We start from the raw sequence: 14,528 nt of genomic DNA, 5'->3' as shown, positions 1-14,528 counted from the left end.
TCGTGAATGCTGGAATAATTGGTTTAGGAACTTATTCACCTGAGCATATTTTAACTAATGCAGACCTTGAGAAAAAAGTAGATACTTCCGATGAATGGATTAGAACTAGAACTGGTATAGAAGAAAGAAGAATTGCAGGAGAGGAAGAAAACACTTCTCATTTAGCGTATAAAGCAGCAAAAGAAGCAATCGAGAATGCTGGAATATCTCCTGAGCAAATTGGTCTTATTCTTGTTGCAACAGTTACACCTGATCAACCGTTTCCAAGTGTTTCCTCCATGTTGCAATATCAGCTAGGTGCAACAAATGCAGCGGCAATGGATCTGTCTGCAGCTTGTGCAGGATTTATATATGGGTTGGTTACTGCAAAACAATTCGTAGAATCTAATGCATATTCACATGTGTTAGTAGTAGGAGTTGAAAAACTTTCTAAGATAACAGATTGGGAAGATCGTAATACAGCTGTGTTATTTGGTGATGGAGCAGGAGCTGCAGTTGTGAGTAAAGTATCAGAAGGACGAGGAATCTTGTCATTCGAGCTTGGCGCAGATGGTAGTGGTGGTAAGCATTTATACCAAGATGGACCTTATCTTGCTATGAATGGTAGAGAAGTATTTAAGTTTGCCGTTAGACAAATGGGTGAGTCTGCAGTTAATGTAACAGAGAAAGCCGGTTTAACAAAAGAAGACATCGATATGTTAATACCACACCAAGCAAATATTCGTATAATGGATGCTTCAAGAGAAAGATTAGGACTCCCTGTTGAAAAAATGTCTAAAACAATCCATAAGTATGGAAATACATCATCAGCATCTATTCCACTGTCATTAAAAGATGAAGTTAACAATGGGAAAATAAAAGATGACGATATCATAGTGATGGTAGGTTTTGGTGGCGGATTAACTTGGGGTGCTATTACATTAAAGTGGGGAAAATAATAAATGAACTTCGGAAGGATGAATATTCATGACGAAACGTAGAGTAGTAGTAACAGGAATTGGGGCAGTTACTCCGCTTGGAAATGATATAGAAACAACTTGGTCTGGTATTAAAGAAGGTAAATCTGGTGTAGGAATGCTTACACGACTTGACGCAAGTCAGTTCCCAGCAAAAGTAGCAGCTGAAGTAAAAGACTTTGATATTGAGAAATATATTGAGAAAAAAGATGCACGTAAAATGGATCGCTTTACACACTATGCGCTTGCAGCATCTATCATGGCTGTAGAAGATGCTAATTTAACAATTACGGAGGAATTAGGCCTTCGAACTGGGGTTTGGATTGGTTCTGGTATTGGTGGTATGGAAACATACGAAGCACAGTTCCGTGTATTTTTAGAAAAAGGTGCTCGACGTGTTAGCCCATTTTTTGTACCTATGATGATTCCGGATATGGCAGCAGGTCAAGTTTCAATTCATTTTGGAGCAAAAGCTGTTAATTCCTGTACTGTAACTGCGTGTGCATCGGGTACAAACTCTATTGGAGATGCATTTAAAGTTATAGAACGTGGAGATGCAGATGTAATGATAACAGGCGGTGCAGAATCCCCAATTACACATATGTCTGTAGCTGGATTTTGTTCAAACACGGCACTTACATTAAATACAGATCCACAAACTGCTTCTAGACCATTTGATGCAAACCGTGATGGATTTGTTATTGGTGAAGGTGCTGGAATTATCATTTTAGAAGAGTATGAGCATGCAGTAGCACGCGGAGCAAAAATATATGCTGAAATTATTGGATATGGATCAACTGGTGATGCACATCATATAACTGCTCCAGCGCCAGAAGGAGAAGGGGCAGCTCGTGCTATGCAACAAGCACTTGAAGATGCTGGAGTTACTCCTGAACAAGTTGATTATATTAATGCGCATGGTACGAGTACACCATATAATGATCAATTCGAAACGATGGCTGTGAAATCTGTTTTCGGTGAACATGCATACAAATTAGCAATGAGTTCTACTAAATCTATGACAGGCCATTTGCTTGGGGCAGCTGGTGGGGTTGAAGCGATATTTACTGTGTTAGCTTTAAAAGAAGGAATATTGCCACCAACGATGAATTTAGAAACACCTGATCCAGAATGTGATTTAGACTATGTGCCAAATGAAGCTAGAGAAGCAAATATTCAATACGCAATGAGCAATTCTTTAGGCTTTGGTGGTCATAATGCATCTATACTTTTCAAAAAATAATTATTAAATTTAATAAAAATTTATAATAATAAATGGTTTTTATTTACAAAAAAATATCTAAAAAAGAGAGTATTTTCCAAGAAAAAATGGAAAATACTCTTTTTGTTTTGACTAAAGAAATTGCATTTGTTTCAACTGTTTAGCAGGTTGAATCATTAAAGTGAGCTCATTATTTTTACCAATTCCATGTCGAAATTTGTAGAATGTAACATTGCTATTTATTCTATTTAAAAATTTTTTACATTAATAAAATGTAATAAAAACTGTTGATAAGATTGAATTAGTAGATAATTTTACATTTTCAAAAAAGAGTAAATTAATGAAATAATTAAAAAAATGTATTGCGATTGTAACAAACCTGTAATAGAATTTACACTTAAGAGTTGAATTAACAGAAAAATTGAAATTTAGGGTTGTGTATACAGTTAAAAAATCCATTTCATTAGTTAACGAAAAATTCCATAGAATAAATCAGGAGCTAAAAGCAGAAGGTTGCCTACATCGAAAGGAGCTTAATGATAATTATGACTGGTGAACTTTTAAAGATTAATGACTTACACACTGGTTTTAGAATCAAAGATACATATTATGATGCAGTTGATGGCGTATCGATTACATTAAAGAAAAATGAGATTCTTGCAATTGTTGGAGAATCCGGATGTGGGAAAAGTACATTAGCAACATCGATTATAGGGCTTCATGACCACATAAAAACTAGAGTACAAGGTGAGATTAATTACAACGGAGTGAACCTAGCGACCCTTGATGAAGAACAATTTAATAAAGTAAGAGGCGAAGAGATAGGGATGATCTTCCAAGATCCATTATCAGCATTAAATCCTCTTATGCGAATTGGAGAACAAATTGAAGAAAGTTTAATATTTCATACAAAAATGACAAAAGAGGTTCGGGATAAACGAGTAATTGAATTACTTAACCAAGTTGGGATTCCTAACCCTGAGCGTGTTGCTAGACAATTTCCTCATCAGCTTTCTGGTGGAATGAGACAAAGGGTTATTATTGCAATTGCCATTTCATGTAAACCAAAAGTAATAATTGCCGATGAACCGACAACTGCATTAGATGTTACGATTCAAGCACAAATACTGGATCTCTTAAAAGATTTACAAGCAGAAACAGAATCAGGAATTATTTTAATTACTCATGATTTAGGTGTTGTAGCAGAAGTAGCCGATCGCGTTGCGGTTATGTATGCAGGTCAAATTATTGAAGAAGCACCTGTGCATGAATTATTCTCAAATCCACAACATCCGTACACAAGATCATTATTCAACTCAATACCGCAAATGAACAGTGAAAATGAAAGGCTACAAGTTATTCAAGGAATGGTGCCATCTCTAATGAAACTTCCACGTAATGGATGTAGGTTTTCTGCACGAATCCCATGGATTCCAGCGATAGCTCATGAAGAAAATCCAACACTTCATGAAATTTCTCCAGGTCATTTAGTTAGATGTACTTGCTGGAAACACTTTCACTTTGAAGGTGAAGAGGGAGGTATAGCAAGATGAGCTTTATGAAAATCAATGATTTACAAGTCCATTATCCTATTAGAGGTGGATTTTTTAATACAGTAATAGACAATGTCTATGCAGTAGATGGGATCAACTTGGAATTTGAAAAAGGAAAAGCCTATGGATTAGTTGGTGAATCTGGTTGTGGTAAATCAACTACTGGTAAAGCGATTATTGGATTAGAAAAAATTACCTCCGGTGAGATTATATATGAGGGAGAGAACGTGACGCATAAGCGTCGAAGTCTAAATTCTTCCTATAATCGAGATATTCAAATGATATTTCAAGATGCACACTCTAGTTTAAATCCTAGGAAACGAGTTCAAGACATTATTGCGGAACCAATTCGAAATTTTTTGAAATTATCTCCAGATGAAGAAAAACGTAAAATCAACGAACTTCTAGCGATAGTTGGTATGAGTGAAGATGTGAAATTAAAATATCCACATGAGTTTTCGGGAGGACAAAAGCAAAGAATCGGTATAGCGCGAGCGATCTCATGTAATCCTAAATTGATCATAGCAGATGAACCAGTTTCCGCCCTTGATCTTTCCGTGCAGGCTCAAGTTCTTAACTTTATGAAAGATATCCAACAGGAATTTGGACTTAGCTATTTGTTTATATCACATGACTTAGGTGTAGTGAAACATATGTGCGACCATATATCAATTATGTATAAAGGACGTTTTGTTGAGTCTGGAAATCGAAATGATATTTATAATAATCCTCAACATATTTATACAAAGCGTTTATTATCTGCAATACCAGATGTAAATCCGATAGGGCGAGACATACGAAAAAGAGAAAGAATTAAAGTTGAATCAGATTACGTTGTAAACCATAGAAGTTATTACGATGAAAATGGGAAAGTATATGATTTAAAACAATTAAACGAATCACATCAAGTAGCGATGAATGCTCATGAAAAGGGGGGCATTTAATATGTGGAAAACAATCGTAAGACGAGTATTAATCATGATTCCACAGTTACTAGTCTTAAGTTTATTAATATTTTTTATGGCAAAATTTATGCCTGGTGATCCCTTTACTGGGATGATTACACCAGATACAGATCCAGCTCGGATTGAGGAACTTCGCGAAAAAGCAGGTTTAAATGATCCATGGTACGTACAGTATACTACATGGATTACCAACGCTGTACAAGGAGATTTTGGAAAAAGTTACACGTATAAAATTGGGGTTTCTACTTTAATAGGAGAACGGGCATTAAATACATTTTGGTTATCTTTAGTAAGTGTCATTTTGTTATATTTACTAGCTATTCCTTTAGGGGTTTTAGCTGGCCGTTACCAAGATACCTTTTTAGACAAAACGGTCGTATTGTATAGTTTTGTTACTTATGCGATTCCGACATTCGTTCTAGCATTAATCTTCTTATTTATTTTTGGCTATCAGCTTCACTGGTTTCCAACAGTAGGTAGTGTAGATATTAAATATGATACAGGGACCTTTGGATACTTTTGGAGTAAGCTTTATCACATGCTCTTACCTGCTATTACGACAGCGATACTAGGTACAACTAGTGTTATTCAATATTTACGTTCTGAAATTATTGACGCTAAGGCCTTGGATTATGTGCGTACTGCAAGAAGTAAGGGAATTCCGATAAGTAAAGTATATTCTAGACATATTTTTAGAAATTCTTTACTTCCTATTGCAGCTTTCTTCGGATTCACAATTACCGGATTATTGGGTGGTTCGATTTTTATTGAAACAATCTTCGGTTATCCAGGCATGGGACAGTTGTTTATTTCATCTATTCAATCACGTGATTACAGTGTAATTACTGCGCTTGTTATGTTATACGGCTTCTTAACATTATTAGGTAGTCTACTGTCCGATATTATCATGAGTATTGTTGACCCAAGAATTAGGATAGAATAGGCGAATTATGTTAAGGAGAGGTGAATAATATGGAAAAATTAGCAGATGACAAATTAATAGAATTAAACTCTCCTCCAACAGGTATACAAGTGATTTTTAGAGAGTTTAAAAAAGATAAATTAGCAATGTTTTCACTGATATCACTCATCGTTGTAATTATCGGAGTTTTTATATGGGCTTGGCTTATTGACCAAGAAACTTTAATGCGTGTAAGCCTAAGAGATAAATATGCTGCACCAGGAGACAAATTCTTTTTAGGAGCTGACCAGGGCGGCAAAGATATTCTGGGACAGTTAGTTATTGGAGCTAGAAATAGTATTGCGATTGCTATCTCGATTACACTGATCACAGGTGTTATTGGAGTAATTATTGGTCTGGTATGTGGTTATTTCGGTGGCTGGATTGATAACATTTTTATGCGTATCATTGATTTCTTTATTACTATTCCTTCCTTAATGTTGATTATTGTTTTTGTTACGATTGTCCCTAAATACACAGTGACCGTGTTCATTCTAATCATGAGTATATTTTTGTGGACATCTACAGCTCGCCTAGTTCGAAGTAAAGCTCTTTCGGAGAGTAGGCGAGATTATGTAAACGCATCAAAAACAATGGGTACGCGAGGAGTCTTTATCATTTTTAAAGAGATCATGCCAAACCTAAGTTCTATATTAATTGTTGAATTAACTTTAAATTTTGCTGGTAATGTTGGTATAGAAACAGGATTATCATTTCTTGGATTTGGATTACCGCCACAAACACCAAGCTTAGGAACACTTGTAAGCTATGCAAATAATCCGCTTGTATTGCAAGAAAAATGGTGGGTTTGGTTACCTGCATCATTATTTATATTGTTAATGATGCTTGGAATCAACTATGTAGGTCAAGCATTACGCCGCTCAGCTGATGCAAAGCAACGACTAGGCTAAACCCAACCAAAGTATGTAGTGGTATTAGACGTTTAACGTTTGATATATAAATTAAAGAGAATAAAAAGGAGGAAACAGAATGAATAAAAAGCTTTGGGCTTTACTTGCAGTTCTTTTAGCTTTTATGCTAGTCCTTGGTGCATGTAATCAGGATACAAAAGAAGGCTCTGAAGGTACAAAAACAGAAGACACTTCAAAAACTGAAGATGGTAAAGAAGAAGATACAGAAGAAGGGGAAGAGCCAGCAGCTGATGATTCAGCAAAATTTCCACTAGAAGTAAAAAATGATGGTGACGCAATTAGCGGCGGTACACTTAAAGTGGCTATGGCAAAAGATGAGCCTTTCCAAGGAATTTTTTCATATGTATTATACGAAGATGCTTATGATGCAGATATTTTAGCATATTCAAGTAACGTACTTTTTGAAACTGATGGTGATTTCTTAATTAATGATAAAGGTATCGCTAAAATGACAGTTGACCAAGATAACAACAAAGTAACACTTAAAATTCAAGAAGGTGTTAAATGGTCTGATGGAGAACCTCTTAAAATTGAAGACTTAATTCAACCTTACTTAATTATTGGTCATAAAGATTATACTGGTGTTCGTTATGACGCAGATTTCCAAAACATTGTTGGTGCTGTTGAGTACCATGATGGTAAAGCAGACACAATTTCTGGTCTTAAGAAAGTAGATGAAACTACTTTAGAAATTTCATTTAATAAATTATCACCTGCAATCTTTAGTGGTGGAGATGGCCTATGGTTTTATGCTGAGCCAAGTCACATCATCAAAGACATTCCTGTAGCAGAATTAGTAGAATCAGATGCAGTTCGTAAAAATCCAGTAACTCTAGGTGCATTCAAATTTGATAAAATCGTACCTGGTGAATCAGTACAATTTGTTGCTAACGAAAACTACTGGAAAGGTAAACCAAAATTAGATGGCGTACTTGTTAAAGTAGTACCAACAAGTTCTATTTCTGTAGCAATTCAACAAGGTGAATACGATATTGCTTCAAGCTTCAGTGCTTCTAAAATGGAAGAAATCAAAGACTTTGATAATATCGATGTACTAGGACGTCAAGAGCTTTACTATTCTTACCTTGGATTCAAACTTGGTAAATACGATTTTGAAAATAGCACAGTAGTAACTGATATTGAAGGTTCTAAAATGGGAGACGTGAAATTACGTCAAGCAATGGGTTACGCAATCGATGTTGAACAAGTTGCAGAAGTATTCTATGGAGGTTTACGTGAACGTGCTAACTCTTTAATTCCACCTGTATTTGAATCTTTCTATGACGCTACTTTAGAAGGATATAAATATGATCCAGACAAAGCTAATGCATTACTAGATGAAGCTGGATATAAAGATACAAATGGCGATGGTATCCGTGAAGATAAAGCAGGTAAACCATTAGAAATTAAATTTGCTACAATGGCTGGCGATGATATTGCAGAAGATATCACTCAATTCTATTTACAAAACTGGAAAGATGTTGGCTTAAACGTAACATTGACTACAGGTCGTACAATCGAATTTAACAGCTTCTATGATAAAGTTGAAGCAGATGATCCTGAAATCGACATTTTCATGGCTGCATGGGGTACAGGTACAAACCCATCTCCAGCAGGATTATACTCAAAAACTGCTCAATATAACTTTAGCCGTTACTCTTCAGATTTCTTAGAGCAAACATTGACTAATATCGACTCACCAGAGGCATTCGATCCTGAATACCGTGCAAAAGAATTCCGTGCATGGCAAGAATATATGGCAGAGCAAGCACCAGTTATTCCAACTATGTATCGTTATGAGTTAGTGCCAGTTAATAAACGTGTGAAAAACTACAGTATTGACTATGCTACCCCAACTGAATTACAACTGATCGAACTTGTATCAGATACAGGTGTTAAGTCTACAAAATAATTCTTGAAAAGCGTAGAAGGCTGCATACGAAAATATAAAAAACCGTTCCTATACGAAAGTTTAGGAACGGTTTTTCATATGGTTTAAGAAGGAGTGATAAAAATTAGACTTTTACTTTTTTTAATCAGTTATGGAATAGCAATAATCACCTGTTCCAATTTAGTACTTTATCTAAACTTTTTATCTCTAGGATACTCTTTCAGTTCTGTCATCATGTATATTTTCCAAACAAATGACTTTATCATTTTTTGCTTTTCGCTTATTTCCTTAACGATTATCGTTTTCTACCAAGGCCCATTGCGGATTCCATCTTAGAAAGTGTTTCTCTTGCAAGCTTATTTGCTTTATCGGCTCCACGGTCTAAGATATCATCTAGTTCTGAAGAGTTTAATAACTCTTCGTAGCGGGCTTGAATTGGAGCAAAATGGTCGATGATGACTTGAGAAACTGATGCTTTAAAGTCTCCATATCCTTTACCATTATATTTTTGTACAAGCGATTCAATTGAAACATCAGTTAATGCGGATTCAATTGATAATAGGTTTGAAACGCCAGGTTTGTTTTCCGGGTCAAATGCAACAATTCCTTCAGAATCAGTTACAGAACTTTTTATTTTCTTTTCAATTTCTTTTGGTGTATCAAGAATACGAATGGTTGCTTTTTGATTTGGATCAGATTTACTCATTTTCTTTAATGGGTCTTGAAGTGACTTAATACGAGCACCACTTTTCGGTAATTGTATTTCAGGGATAGTTAGAATTTCACCATAACGTTTGTTAAATCGTTCTGCCAAATCACGAGTTAATTCGACATGTTGTTTTTGGTCATCTCCAACTGGGACAATATTTGTTTGATACAAAAGAATATCTGCAGCCATTAATGGTGGGTATGTTAATAACGCAGCTGATACAGCATCTTTTCCATCGGATTTATCTTTAAACTGTGTCATTCTTTCTAATTCACCAATATAAGAAATGCATTGCATAATCCAACCTGCTTGTGCATGTGCAGGAACTTCTGATTGTATGAATAATGTTGATTTTTCTGGATCGATCCCTACGGCAAGATACAATGCCGCAAGTGAACGGATATGTTTGCTTAATTCTTGTGGATCTTGGGCAACAGTGATCGCATGTTGATCGACGATACAAAATACACAATCATAATCATCTTGGAGTGCAATAAATTGTCTGAACGCACCAATGTAATTACCTAGAGTAATGGTTCCTGTTGGCTGCACACCTGAAAATAACTTTTTCATTTTCTTCTTCCTCCTTAAAATAAAAAAACATCATACATCCCTAAAAAAAGGGACGAATGATGTATAATCCGTGGTACCACCCAGTTTGCTAAAAGTAAATTAGCCACTCTTCTTCGTAACGTGAAGGGGACGGTATATGCTACTTCAAGTTCACATATACTGCTCAGAAGCCCATTCAATTTGATGTACGTTCTGCTTGCACCAACCGCAGACTCTCTAAACATACAAGTCAAATATACTTTTCTTCGTCAAAGCATATTATAGTGTTTTGAACATTATAGTATAGAAGAAACTCAAAAATCAAGCTGAAAACTTAACTATAATAAACGAACAGAGCTATACACATACAGAATAAGCTAGACAATCCTAAAGCGATAATAGGCTTGTGTGGAAAGGAGAAAATTTCTGATGGTAACCGCATTTCACTGGCATGCTTTTTAAAATGTTTAGGAGTGAATACTTTCCTTGTGCTTTCTGTAAAGAAGTCAAAAAAACCTCCTGATACAACATATGTCAGAAATCCAAAAAACGTTATGGTTCCTCCAACATAGAAAGACATATTGGCATATGAAACTAGGTTTAATTTTCCATATACTATGATAATAAGAATGAAAATTAGGAGTTGTAATCCTAAAAAGTAAACAATTTTTGTCTTCATATTTCACCTCTACAAGATTTGATTATAGAAGATTTAATAGAATTAATCAAAATTTTAGAGAAATAGTTGTAAAAAACTCGCAAATCTTTTACCAAAGATTCACAATTGTTAGGACAATGTAATGATTTTGTTACAATAATGTAAAAAATTTTCCGAAAAACCTGTACAAGTCTTTCTGAAAATGTATAATAATTAATGTAATGAATTTTTTCTGACTATTTAAAGGAGGTTATTCTTTTGAAGAATAGCAAGTTTTTATGGCTTTTTAGCCTTCTGTTAGTTCTTAGTATTTTCCTTGCTGCTTGTGGCGACAAAGAAGAAGGTACTACTAAAACTACAGAAAAAGAAGAAGATCCAGCAACAACAGAAGAAGTAGCTGTAGATGAAGAACAAGTACTTAACTTAATCATGACAGCAGAAATTCCAACAATGGATTCAGCTTTAGTAACTGATGCAGTTGGATTTGATCTTCTAAACAATGTAAATGAAGGTTTATATCGTTTGAATCAAGAAAACGTTGCTGTACCTGCCATCGCTGATGGTGAACCAACAGTTTCTGAAGACGGCTTAGTTTATACGTTCAAATTACGTGATGCTAATTGGTCTGACGGCTCTCCAGTTACTGCAAATGACTTCGAATTTGCATGGAAACGTGCTATGAACCCAGATACTGCATCTGAATATGGTCCATACATGATGGGTGGAGTTATTAAAAACGCTACTGAAATTTCTGAAGGAACGGTTGAGTACACTGAATTAGGTGTTAAAGCTCTTGACGAAAAAACGTTAGAAGTAACTCTTGAAAAACCAACTCCTTATTTCTTATCACTTATGTCATTTGGAACATTCTTACCACAAAAAGAAGAGTTCGTTACATCGCAAGGTGAAAACTATGCGAAAAACTCAGAATCACTTTTATACAACGGTCCATTTACACTTGCTAACTGGGACGGAACAGGTTTATCTTGGCAATTACTTAAAAATGAGCAATACTGGGATAAAGATACTGTAAAACTTACTGAAATCAATTATGACGTAGTTAAAGAACCTGCTACTGCAGTTAACCTTTATACAAATGGTGAAAAAGATCGTGCAGGTCTTTCTGGAGAATATGCAATGCAATACGCTGCTGACCCAGAACTATTAAAAGAATCAGAAACTTCTGTGTTCTATTTCAAATACAATCAAGAACGTAATGGAGAAAAAACTCCACTTGCTAACGTAAATATTCGTGAAGCAATTACAAAAGCTTTCAACAAAGAAGATTTAGCTACTGTTGTTTTAGCTAACGGTTCAGTTCCAGCTAACTATTTAGTACCTAAAGACTTTACTTTTGATGAAGATGGTAATGATTTCCGTGATGTAAACGGTGACATGGCTACATTTAATGTAGAAGAAGCTCAAGCAGCATGGGAAAAAGGTTTAGCAGAACTAGGTGTTAAAGAACTTTCTATCGAAATTCTTGGTGGAGACACTGAACTTTCTAAAAAAATGGATGAGTACTTCAAGTCTCAACTTGAAACTAATTTACCAGGTTTAACTGTTACTCTTAAAGAAGTTCCTTTTAACGTTCGTTTAGATCTTGATACAAACCAAGATTACGAGATTCAAGTTGCAGGATGGGGACCAGATTATCAAGATCCTTATACATTCATGAACTTGTGGTTAACTGGTGGCGGAAATAACAAAATGTCATACTCTAACCCAGAATATGATAAATTAGTAAACTCTGCTAACAACGAATTAGCTTTAGATGCAGCTGCTCGTTGGCAAGCATTGGCTGATGCTGAAAAACTTCTAATTGAAAAAGATTTCGGTATTGGACCAATTTACCAACGTGGATTAATGTTCCTTCAAAAACCATATGTTAAAGGTATAATTGCTCACCCATTCGGTGGAGACTATAGCTACAAATGGGCTTACATTGAAGGTAAAAACTAATAATCATCTAAGAATATTAGAGTTTTAAAAATCTCATAATTAGAGAGTATATGGTGTCCTTTTGGATCATATACTCTCTTTTTAAATGAGTCAGAATTAACCAAATATTTTATTTTTTTTTTCGACTTTGACAATTACTAGTCTTATCTGTTTATATATTAATAGATTAATCAAATCTATTAAAAAATATTTTATTTAGGAGGTGCTAAGATGGCCAAATATGTTTTTCGACGAGTGGTTTATGCCTTGATTACGTTTTTCTTGATTGCAACGGCAACGTTTTTCTTAATGAAGGCGCTTCCAGGTTCCCCGATTAGCTCTGCTTCAAAACTATCCCCTTCACAACTTGCGATAGTAGAAGCGAAATATGGATTAGATCAACCAGTAGCAGTGCAGTACGGTAAATACATGCTAAACTTAGCTAAAGGTGATTTAGGTAACTCTTTCCAATTTAAAAATGCAAGTGTCACTGACTTAATAACAAATCGTTTAGGACCATCTTTTATTCTTGGTTCACAAGGTTTAATATTAGGTGTTGCTATTGGAATAATGTTAGGTATGATTGCTGCACTACGACAAAATACAATTTGGGATTACGGTAGTACATTAATAGCTATTATCGGGATCTCTATTCCATCTTTCGTTTTTGCGACTTTTCTTCAATATTGGTTAGGTGTTAAATGGGAAATATTCCCTGTGGCTTTATGGAAAGATGGTTGGATGTCGAGTGTACTTCCTTCAATAGCTCTAGCTATGGGACCACTTGCAACAGCTTCTCGTTTCATCCGAACTGAAATGATTGAAGTATTAAGTTCGGATTATATAACTTTAGCTAAATCTAAAGGTGCTAGTGGTTTTGAAATTGCTTTTAAGCATGCTTTTAGAAATGCATTAATTCCACTAGTAACAGTATTAGGACCATTAGCAGCAGGACTACTTACCGGTTCTCTTGTTATTGAACAAATATTTGCGATTCCAGGTATTGGTGAGCAATTTGTTAAGTCTATTATGTCCAATGACTTCTCTATAATAATGGGAACAACATTGTTCTTCTCTGCGTTCTTAATTGTCGTAATATTCATAGTAGATATTCTATATGGAATTATTGATCCACGAATTCGTTTATCAGGAGGTAATAAATAATGACTCAAGATTTAAAAAACCTACCTGCTGATGCTTTTGAAAGGGTTCATCTTGATAGTACCCATGCTGAGCGAATTTCTAAACCTAGTGTTAGTTTTTGGCAAGATGCTTGGTTGAGATTACGCAAAAATAAAGCTGCGATTGTTAGTATTTTTATTTTGGTATTTATCATTATCATGTCTTTTGTTGGGCCAATGATTAGTCCACATGATGCCGAAACTCAAACAATTACACATGCGAACTTACCACCTAAAGTTCCAGGGCTTGAAAAACTAGGGATATTTGACGGTGTTGGTACTCTAGCAGGTAAAGAAGTAGATTTATATGAAATGAAAAAAGTAGATACGTACTATTGGTTTGGTACAGATGGTCTTGGGCGCGATTCTTTTTCTCGTGTATGGGAAGGGACACAAATTTCGTTATTCATAGCATTCGTTGCCGCTTTGATTGATGTTGTAATTGGTGTTGCTTACGGTGGTATCTCCGGATATTATGGTGGTCGTATAGATGATGTTATGCAACGCATTGTGGAAATCCTTATTGGTATTCCAAGTTTAGTAATTATCATTTTAATGCTTCTGTTCATGGAACCTGGTGTAACAGCGATCATTATCGCTATTACTTTAACAGGATGGACCGGAATGTCTCGTATCGTGCGTGGTCAAGTTTTAAAATTCAAAAACCAGGAATTTGTCCTTGCATCCCGTACTCTAGGTGCAAGCAACGGTAGAATCATTACCAAGCATATATTACCTAATATTATGGGTGTTATTATTATTAATACGATGTTTACTATTCCAACTGCCATTTTCTTTGAAGCCTTTTTAAGCTTTATTGGTTTAGGTTTACAACCTCCTGAAGCATCTTTGGGGACACTTATAAATGACGGTTACAAGTTAATTAAATTCCAACCACATATTTTATTGTACCCTGCGTTAATTTTAAGCTTACTGATGGTTGCTTTTAACTTATTGGGTGATGGTTTACGTGATGCGTTTGATCCGAAGATGAAAGACTAAAAGGA

The 14,528-nt window shown here is 35.2% G+C and carries 12 protein-coding genes and 1 other annotated feature; of the genes, 10 read left to right on the top strand and 2 right to left on the bottom strand.

The genetic code is table 11. The annotated features are described in order from the left end of the window. Positions 1 to 2: 2 nt before the first annotated feature. From P2Q73_RS04795 to P2Q73_RS04765, 7 genes are all read left to right on the top strand, one after another. Positions 3 to 938 carry a beta-ketoacyl-ACP synthase III gene (locus P2Q73_RS04795; RefSeq protein ID WP_275784490.1) on the top strand — a complete coding sequence of 312 codons (936 nt, stop codon included), beginning with the start codon at positions 3 to 5 and terminating at the stop codon, positions 936 to 938. Between the two features lie 28 nt (positions 939 to 966). Beyond that, positions 967 to 2,199 (top strand): beta-ketoacyl-ACP synthase II, encoded by a 1,233-nt coding sequence (fabF, locus tag P2Q73_RS04790; RefSeq protein ID WP_275784487.1) that lies wholly within the window; start codon positions 967 to 969, stop codon positions 2,197 to 2,199. Between the two features lie 524 nt (positions 2,200 to 2,723). Further along, complete coding sequence (locus P2Q73_RS04785; protein ID WP_216598623.1) at positions 2,724 to 3,731, top strand: ABC transporter ATP-binding protein; 1,008 nt, start codon at positions 2,724 to 2,726, stop codon at positions 3,729 to 3,731. Then, entirely contained in the window at positions 3,728 to 4,675 is a 948-nt protein-coding gene (locus tag P2Q73_RS04780; RefSeq protein ID WP_053590249.1) for an ATP-binding cassette domain-containing protein, read from the top strand. Before P2Q73_RS04785 ends, P2Q73_RS04780 begins: the two co-directional genes overlap by 4 nt. Position 4,676: 1 nt before the next feature. Beyond that, positions 4,677 to 5,639: an oligopeptide ABC transporter permease gene (gene opp4B, locus P2Q73_RS04775; protein ID WP_056827561.1), complete on the top strand. Its 963-nt coding sequence runs from the start codon at positions 4,677 to 4,679 to the stop codon at positions 5,637 to 5,639. 29 nt (positions 5,640 to 5,668) lie between these two features. Then, positions 5,669 to 6,568: an ABC transporter permease gene (locus P2Q73_RS04770; protein ID WP_053590247.1), complete on the top strand. Its 900-nt coding sequence runs from the start codon at positions 5,669 to 5,671 to the stop codon at positions 6,566 to 6,568. Between the two features lie 79 nt (positions 6,569 to 6,647). After that, on the top strand, positions 6,648 to 8,501 hold the full coding sequence (locus P2Q73_RS04765) for an oligopeptide ABC transporter substrate-binding protein (RefSeq protein WP_056827560.1): 1,854 nt from the start codon (positions 6,648 to 6,650) through the stop codon (positions 8,499 to 8,501). Between the two features lie 274 nt (positions 8,502 to 8,775). Here P2Q73_RS04765 and trpS read toward each other — a convergent pair whose 3' ends face one another. Beyond that, the gene (trpS, locus tag P2Q73_RS04760) at positions 8,776 to 9,762 is read right to left on the bottom strand and encodes a tryptophan--tRNA ligase (RefSeq protein ID WP_275784482.1); all 987 of its coding nucleotides are present in this window, start codon (positions 9,760 to 9,762) and stop codon (positions 8,776 to 8,778) included. 45 nt (positions 9,763 to 9,807) lie between these two features. Next, positions 9,808 to 10,023: a binding site (T-box leader), on the bottom strand. A 52-nt stretch (positions 10,024 to 10,075) separates the two neighbouring features. Next, the gene (locus P2Q73_RS04755; protein ID WP_231687572.1) at positions 10,076 to 10,321 is read right to left on the bottom strand and encodes a DUF3899 domain-containing protein; all 246 of its coding nucleotides are present in this window, start codon (positions 10,319 to 10,321) and stop codon (positions 10,076 to 10,078) included. A gap of 336 nt (positions 10,322 to 10,657) precedes the next feature. On the opposite strand from P2Q73_RS04755, the gene P2Q73_RS04750 reads away from it, so the two are divergent. The 3 genes from P2Q73_RS04750 to opp3C all read left to right on the top strand — a co-directional run bounded on the left by P2Q73_RS04750 (position 10,658) and on the right by opp3C (position 14,523). Then, a complete protein-coding gene (locus P2Q73_RS04750) occupies positions 10,658 to 12,361 on the top strand; it encodes a peptide ABC transporter substrate-binding protein (RefSeq protein WP_275784480.1) in 1,704 nt (567 codons plus the stop codon). A 210-nt stretch (positions 12,362 to 12,571) separates the two neighbouring features. After that, a complete protein-coding gene (opp3b, locus tag P2Q73_RS04745) occupies positions 12,572 to 13,504 on the top strand; it encodes an oligopeptide ABC transporter permease (RefSeq protein WP_053590242.1) in 933 nt (310 codons plus the stop codon). Continuing rightward, complete coding sequence (opp3C, locus tag P2Q73_RS04740) at positions 13,504 to 14,523, top strand: oligopeptide ABC transporter permease (RefSeq protein ID WP_056827557.1); 1,020 nt, start codon at positions 13,504 to 13,506, stop codon at positions 14,521 to 14,523. The genes opp3b and opp3C overlap by 1 nt, the downstream gene beginning before the upstream one ends. Positions 14,524 to 14,528 lie beyond the last annotated feature (5 nt).

It is taken from the genome of Bacillus sp. Cr_A10 (assembly GCF_029222665.1).
Taxonomy (GTDB): Bacteria; Bacillota; Bacilli; order Bacillales_A; family Planococcaceae; genus Psychrobacillus.
Note: the sequence above shows the minus strand (reverse complement) of the source record. Positions and strands in the feature narration are given on the sequence as shown.

Coding starts and splice junctions, on each gene's coding strand:
- fabF (WP_275784487.1), top strand. CDS start 967: ATGACGAAACGTAGAGTAGTAGTAACAGGAATTGGGGCAGTTACTCCG.
- P2Q73_RS04785 (WP_216598623.1), top strand. CDS start 2,724: ATGACTGGTGAACTTTTAAAGATTAATGACTTACACACTGGTTTTAGA.
- P2Q73_RS04780 (WP_053590249.1), top strand. CDS start 3,728: ATGAGCTTTATGAAAATCAATGATTTACAAGTCCATTATCCTATTAGA.
- opp4B (WP_056827561.1), top strand. CDS start 4,677: ATGTGGAAAACAATCGTAAGACGAGTATTAATCATGATTCCACAGTTA.
- P2Q73_RS04770 (WP_053590247.1), top strand. CDS start 5,669: ATGGAAAAATTAGCAGATGACAAATTAATAGAATTAAACTCTCCTCCA.
- P2Q73_RS04765 (WP_056827560.1), top strand. CDS start 6,648: ATGAATAAAAAGCTTTGGGCTTTACTTGCAGTTCTTTTAGCTTTTATG.
- trpS (WP_275784482.1), bottom strand. CDS start 9,762: ATGAAAAAGTTATTTTCAGGTGTGCAGCCAACAGGAACCATTACTCTA.
- P2Q73_RS04755 (WP_231687572.1), bottom strand. CDS start 10,321: ATGTCTTTCTATGTTGGAGGAACCATAACGTTTTTTGGATTTCTGACA.
- opp3b (WP_053590242.1), top strand. CDS start 12,572: ATGGCCAAATATGTTTTTCGACGAGTGGTTTATGCCTTGATTACGTTT.
- opp3C (WP_056827557.1), top strand. CDS start 13,504: ATGACTCAAGATTTAAAAAACCTACCTGCTGATGCTTTTGAAAGGGTT.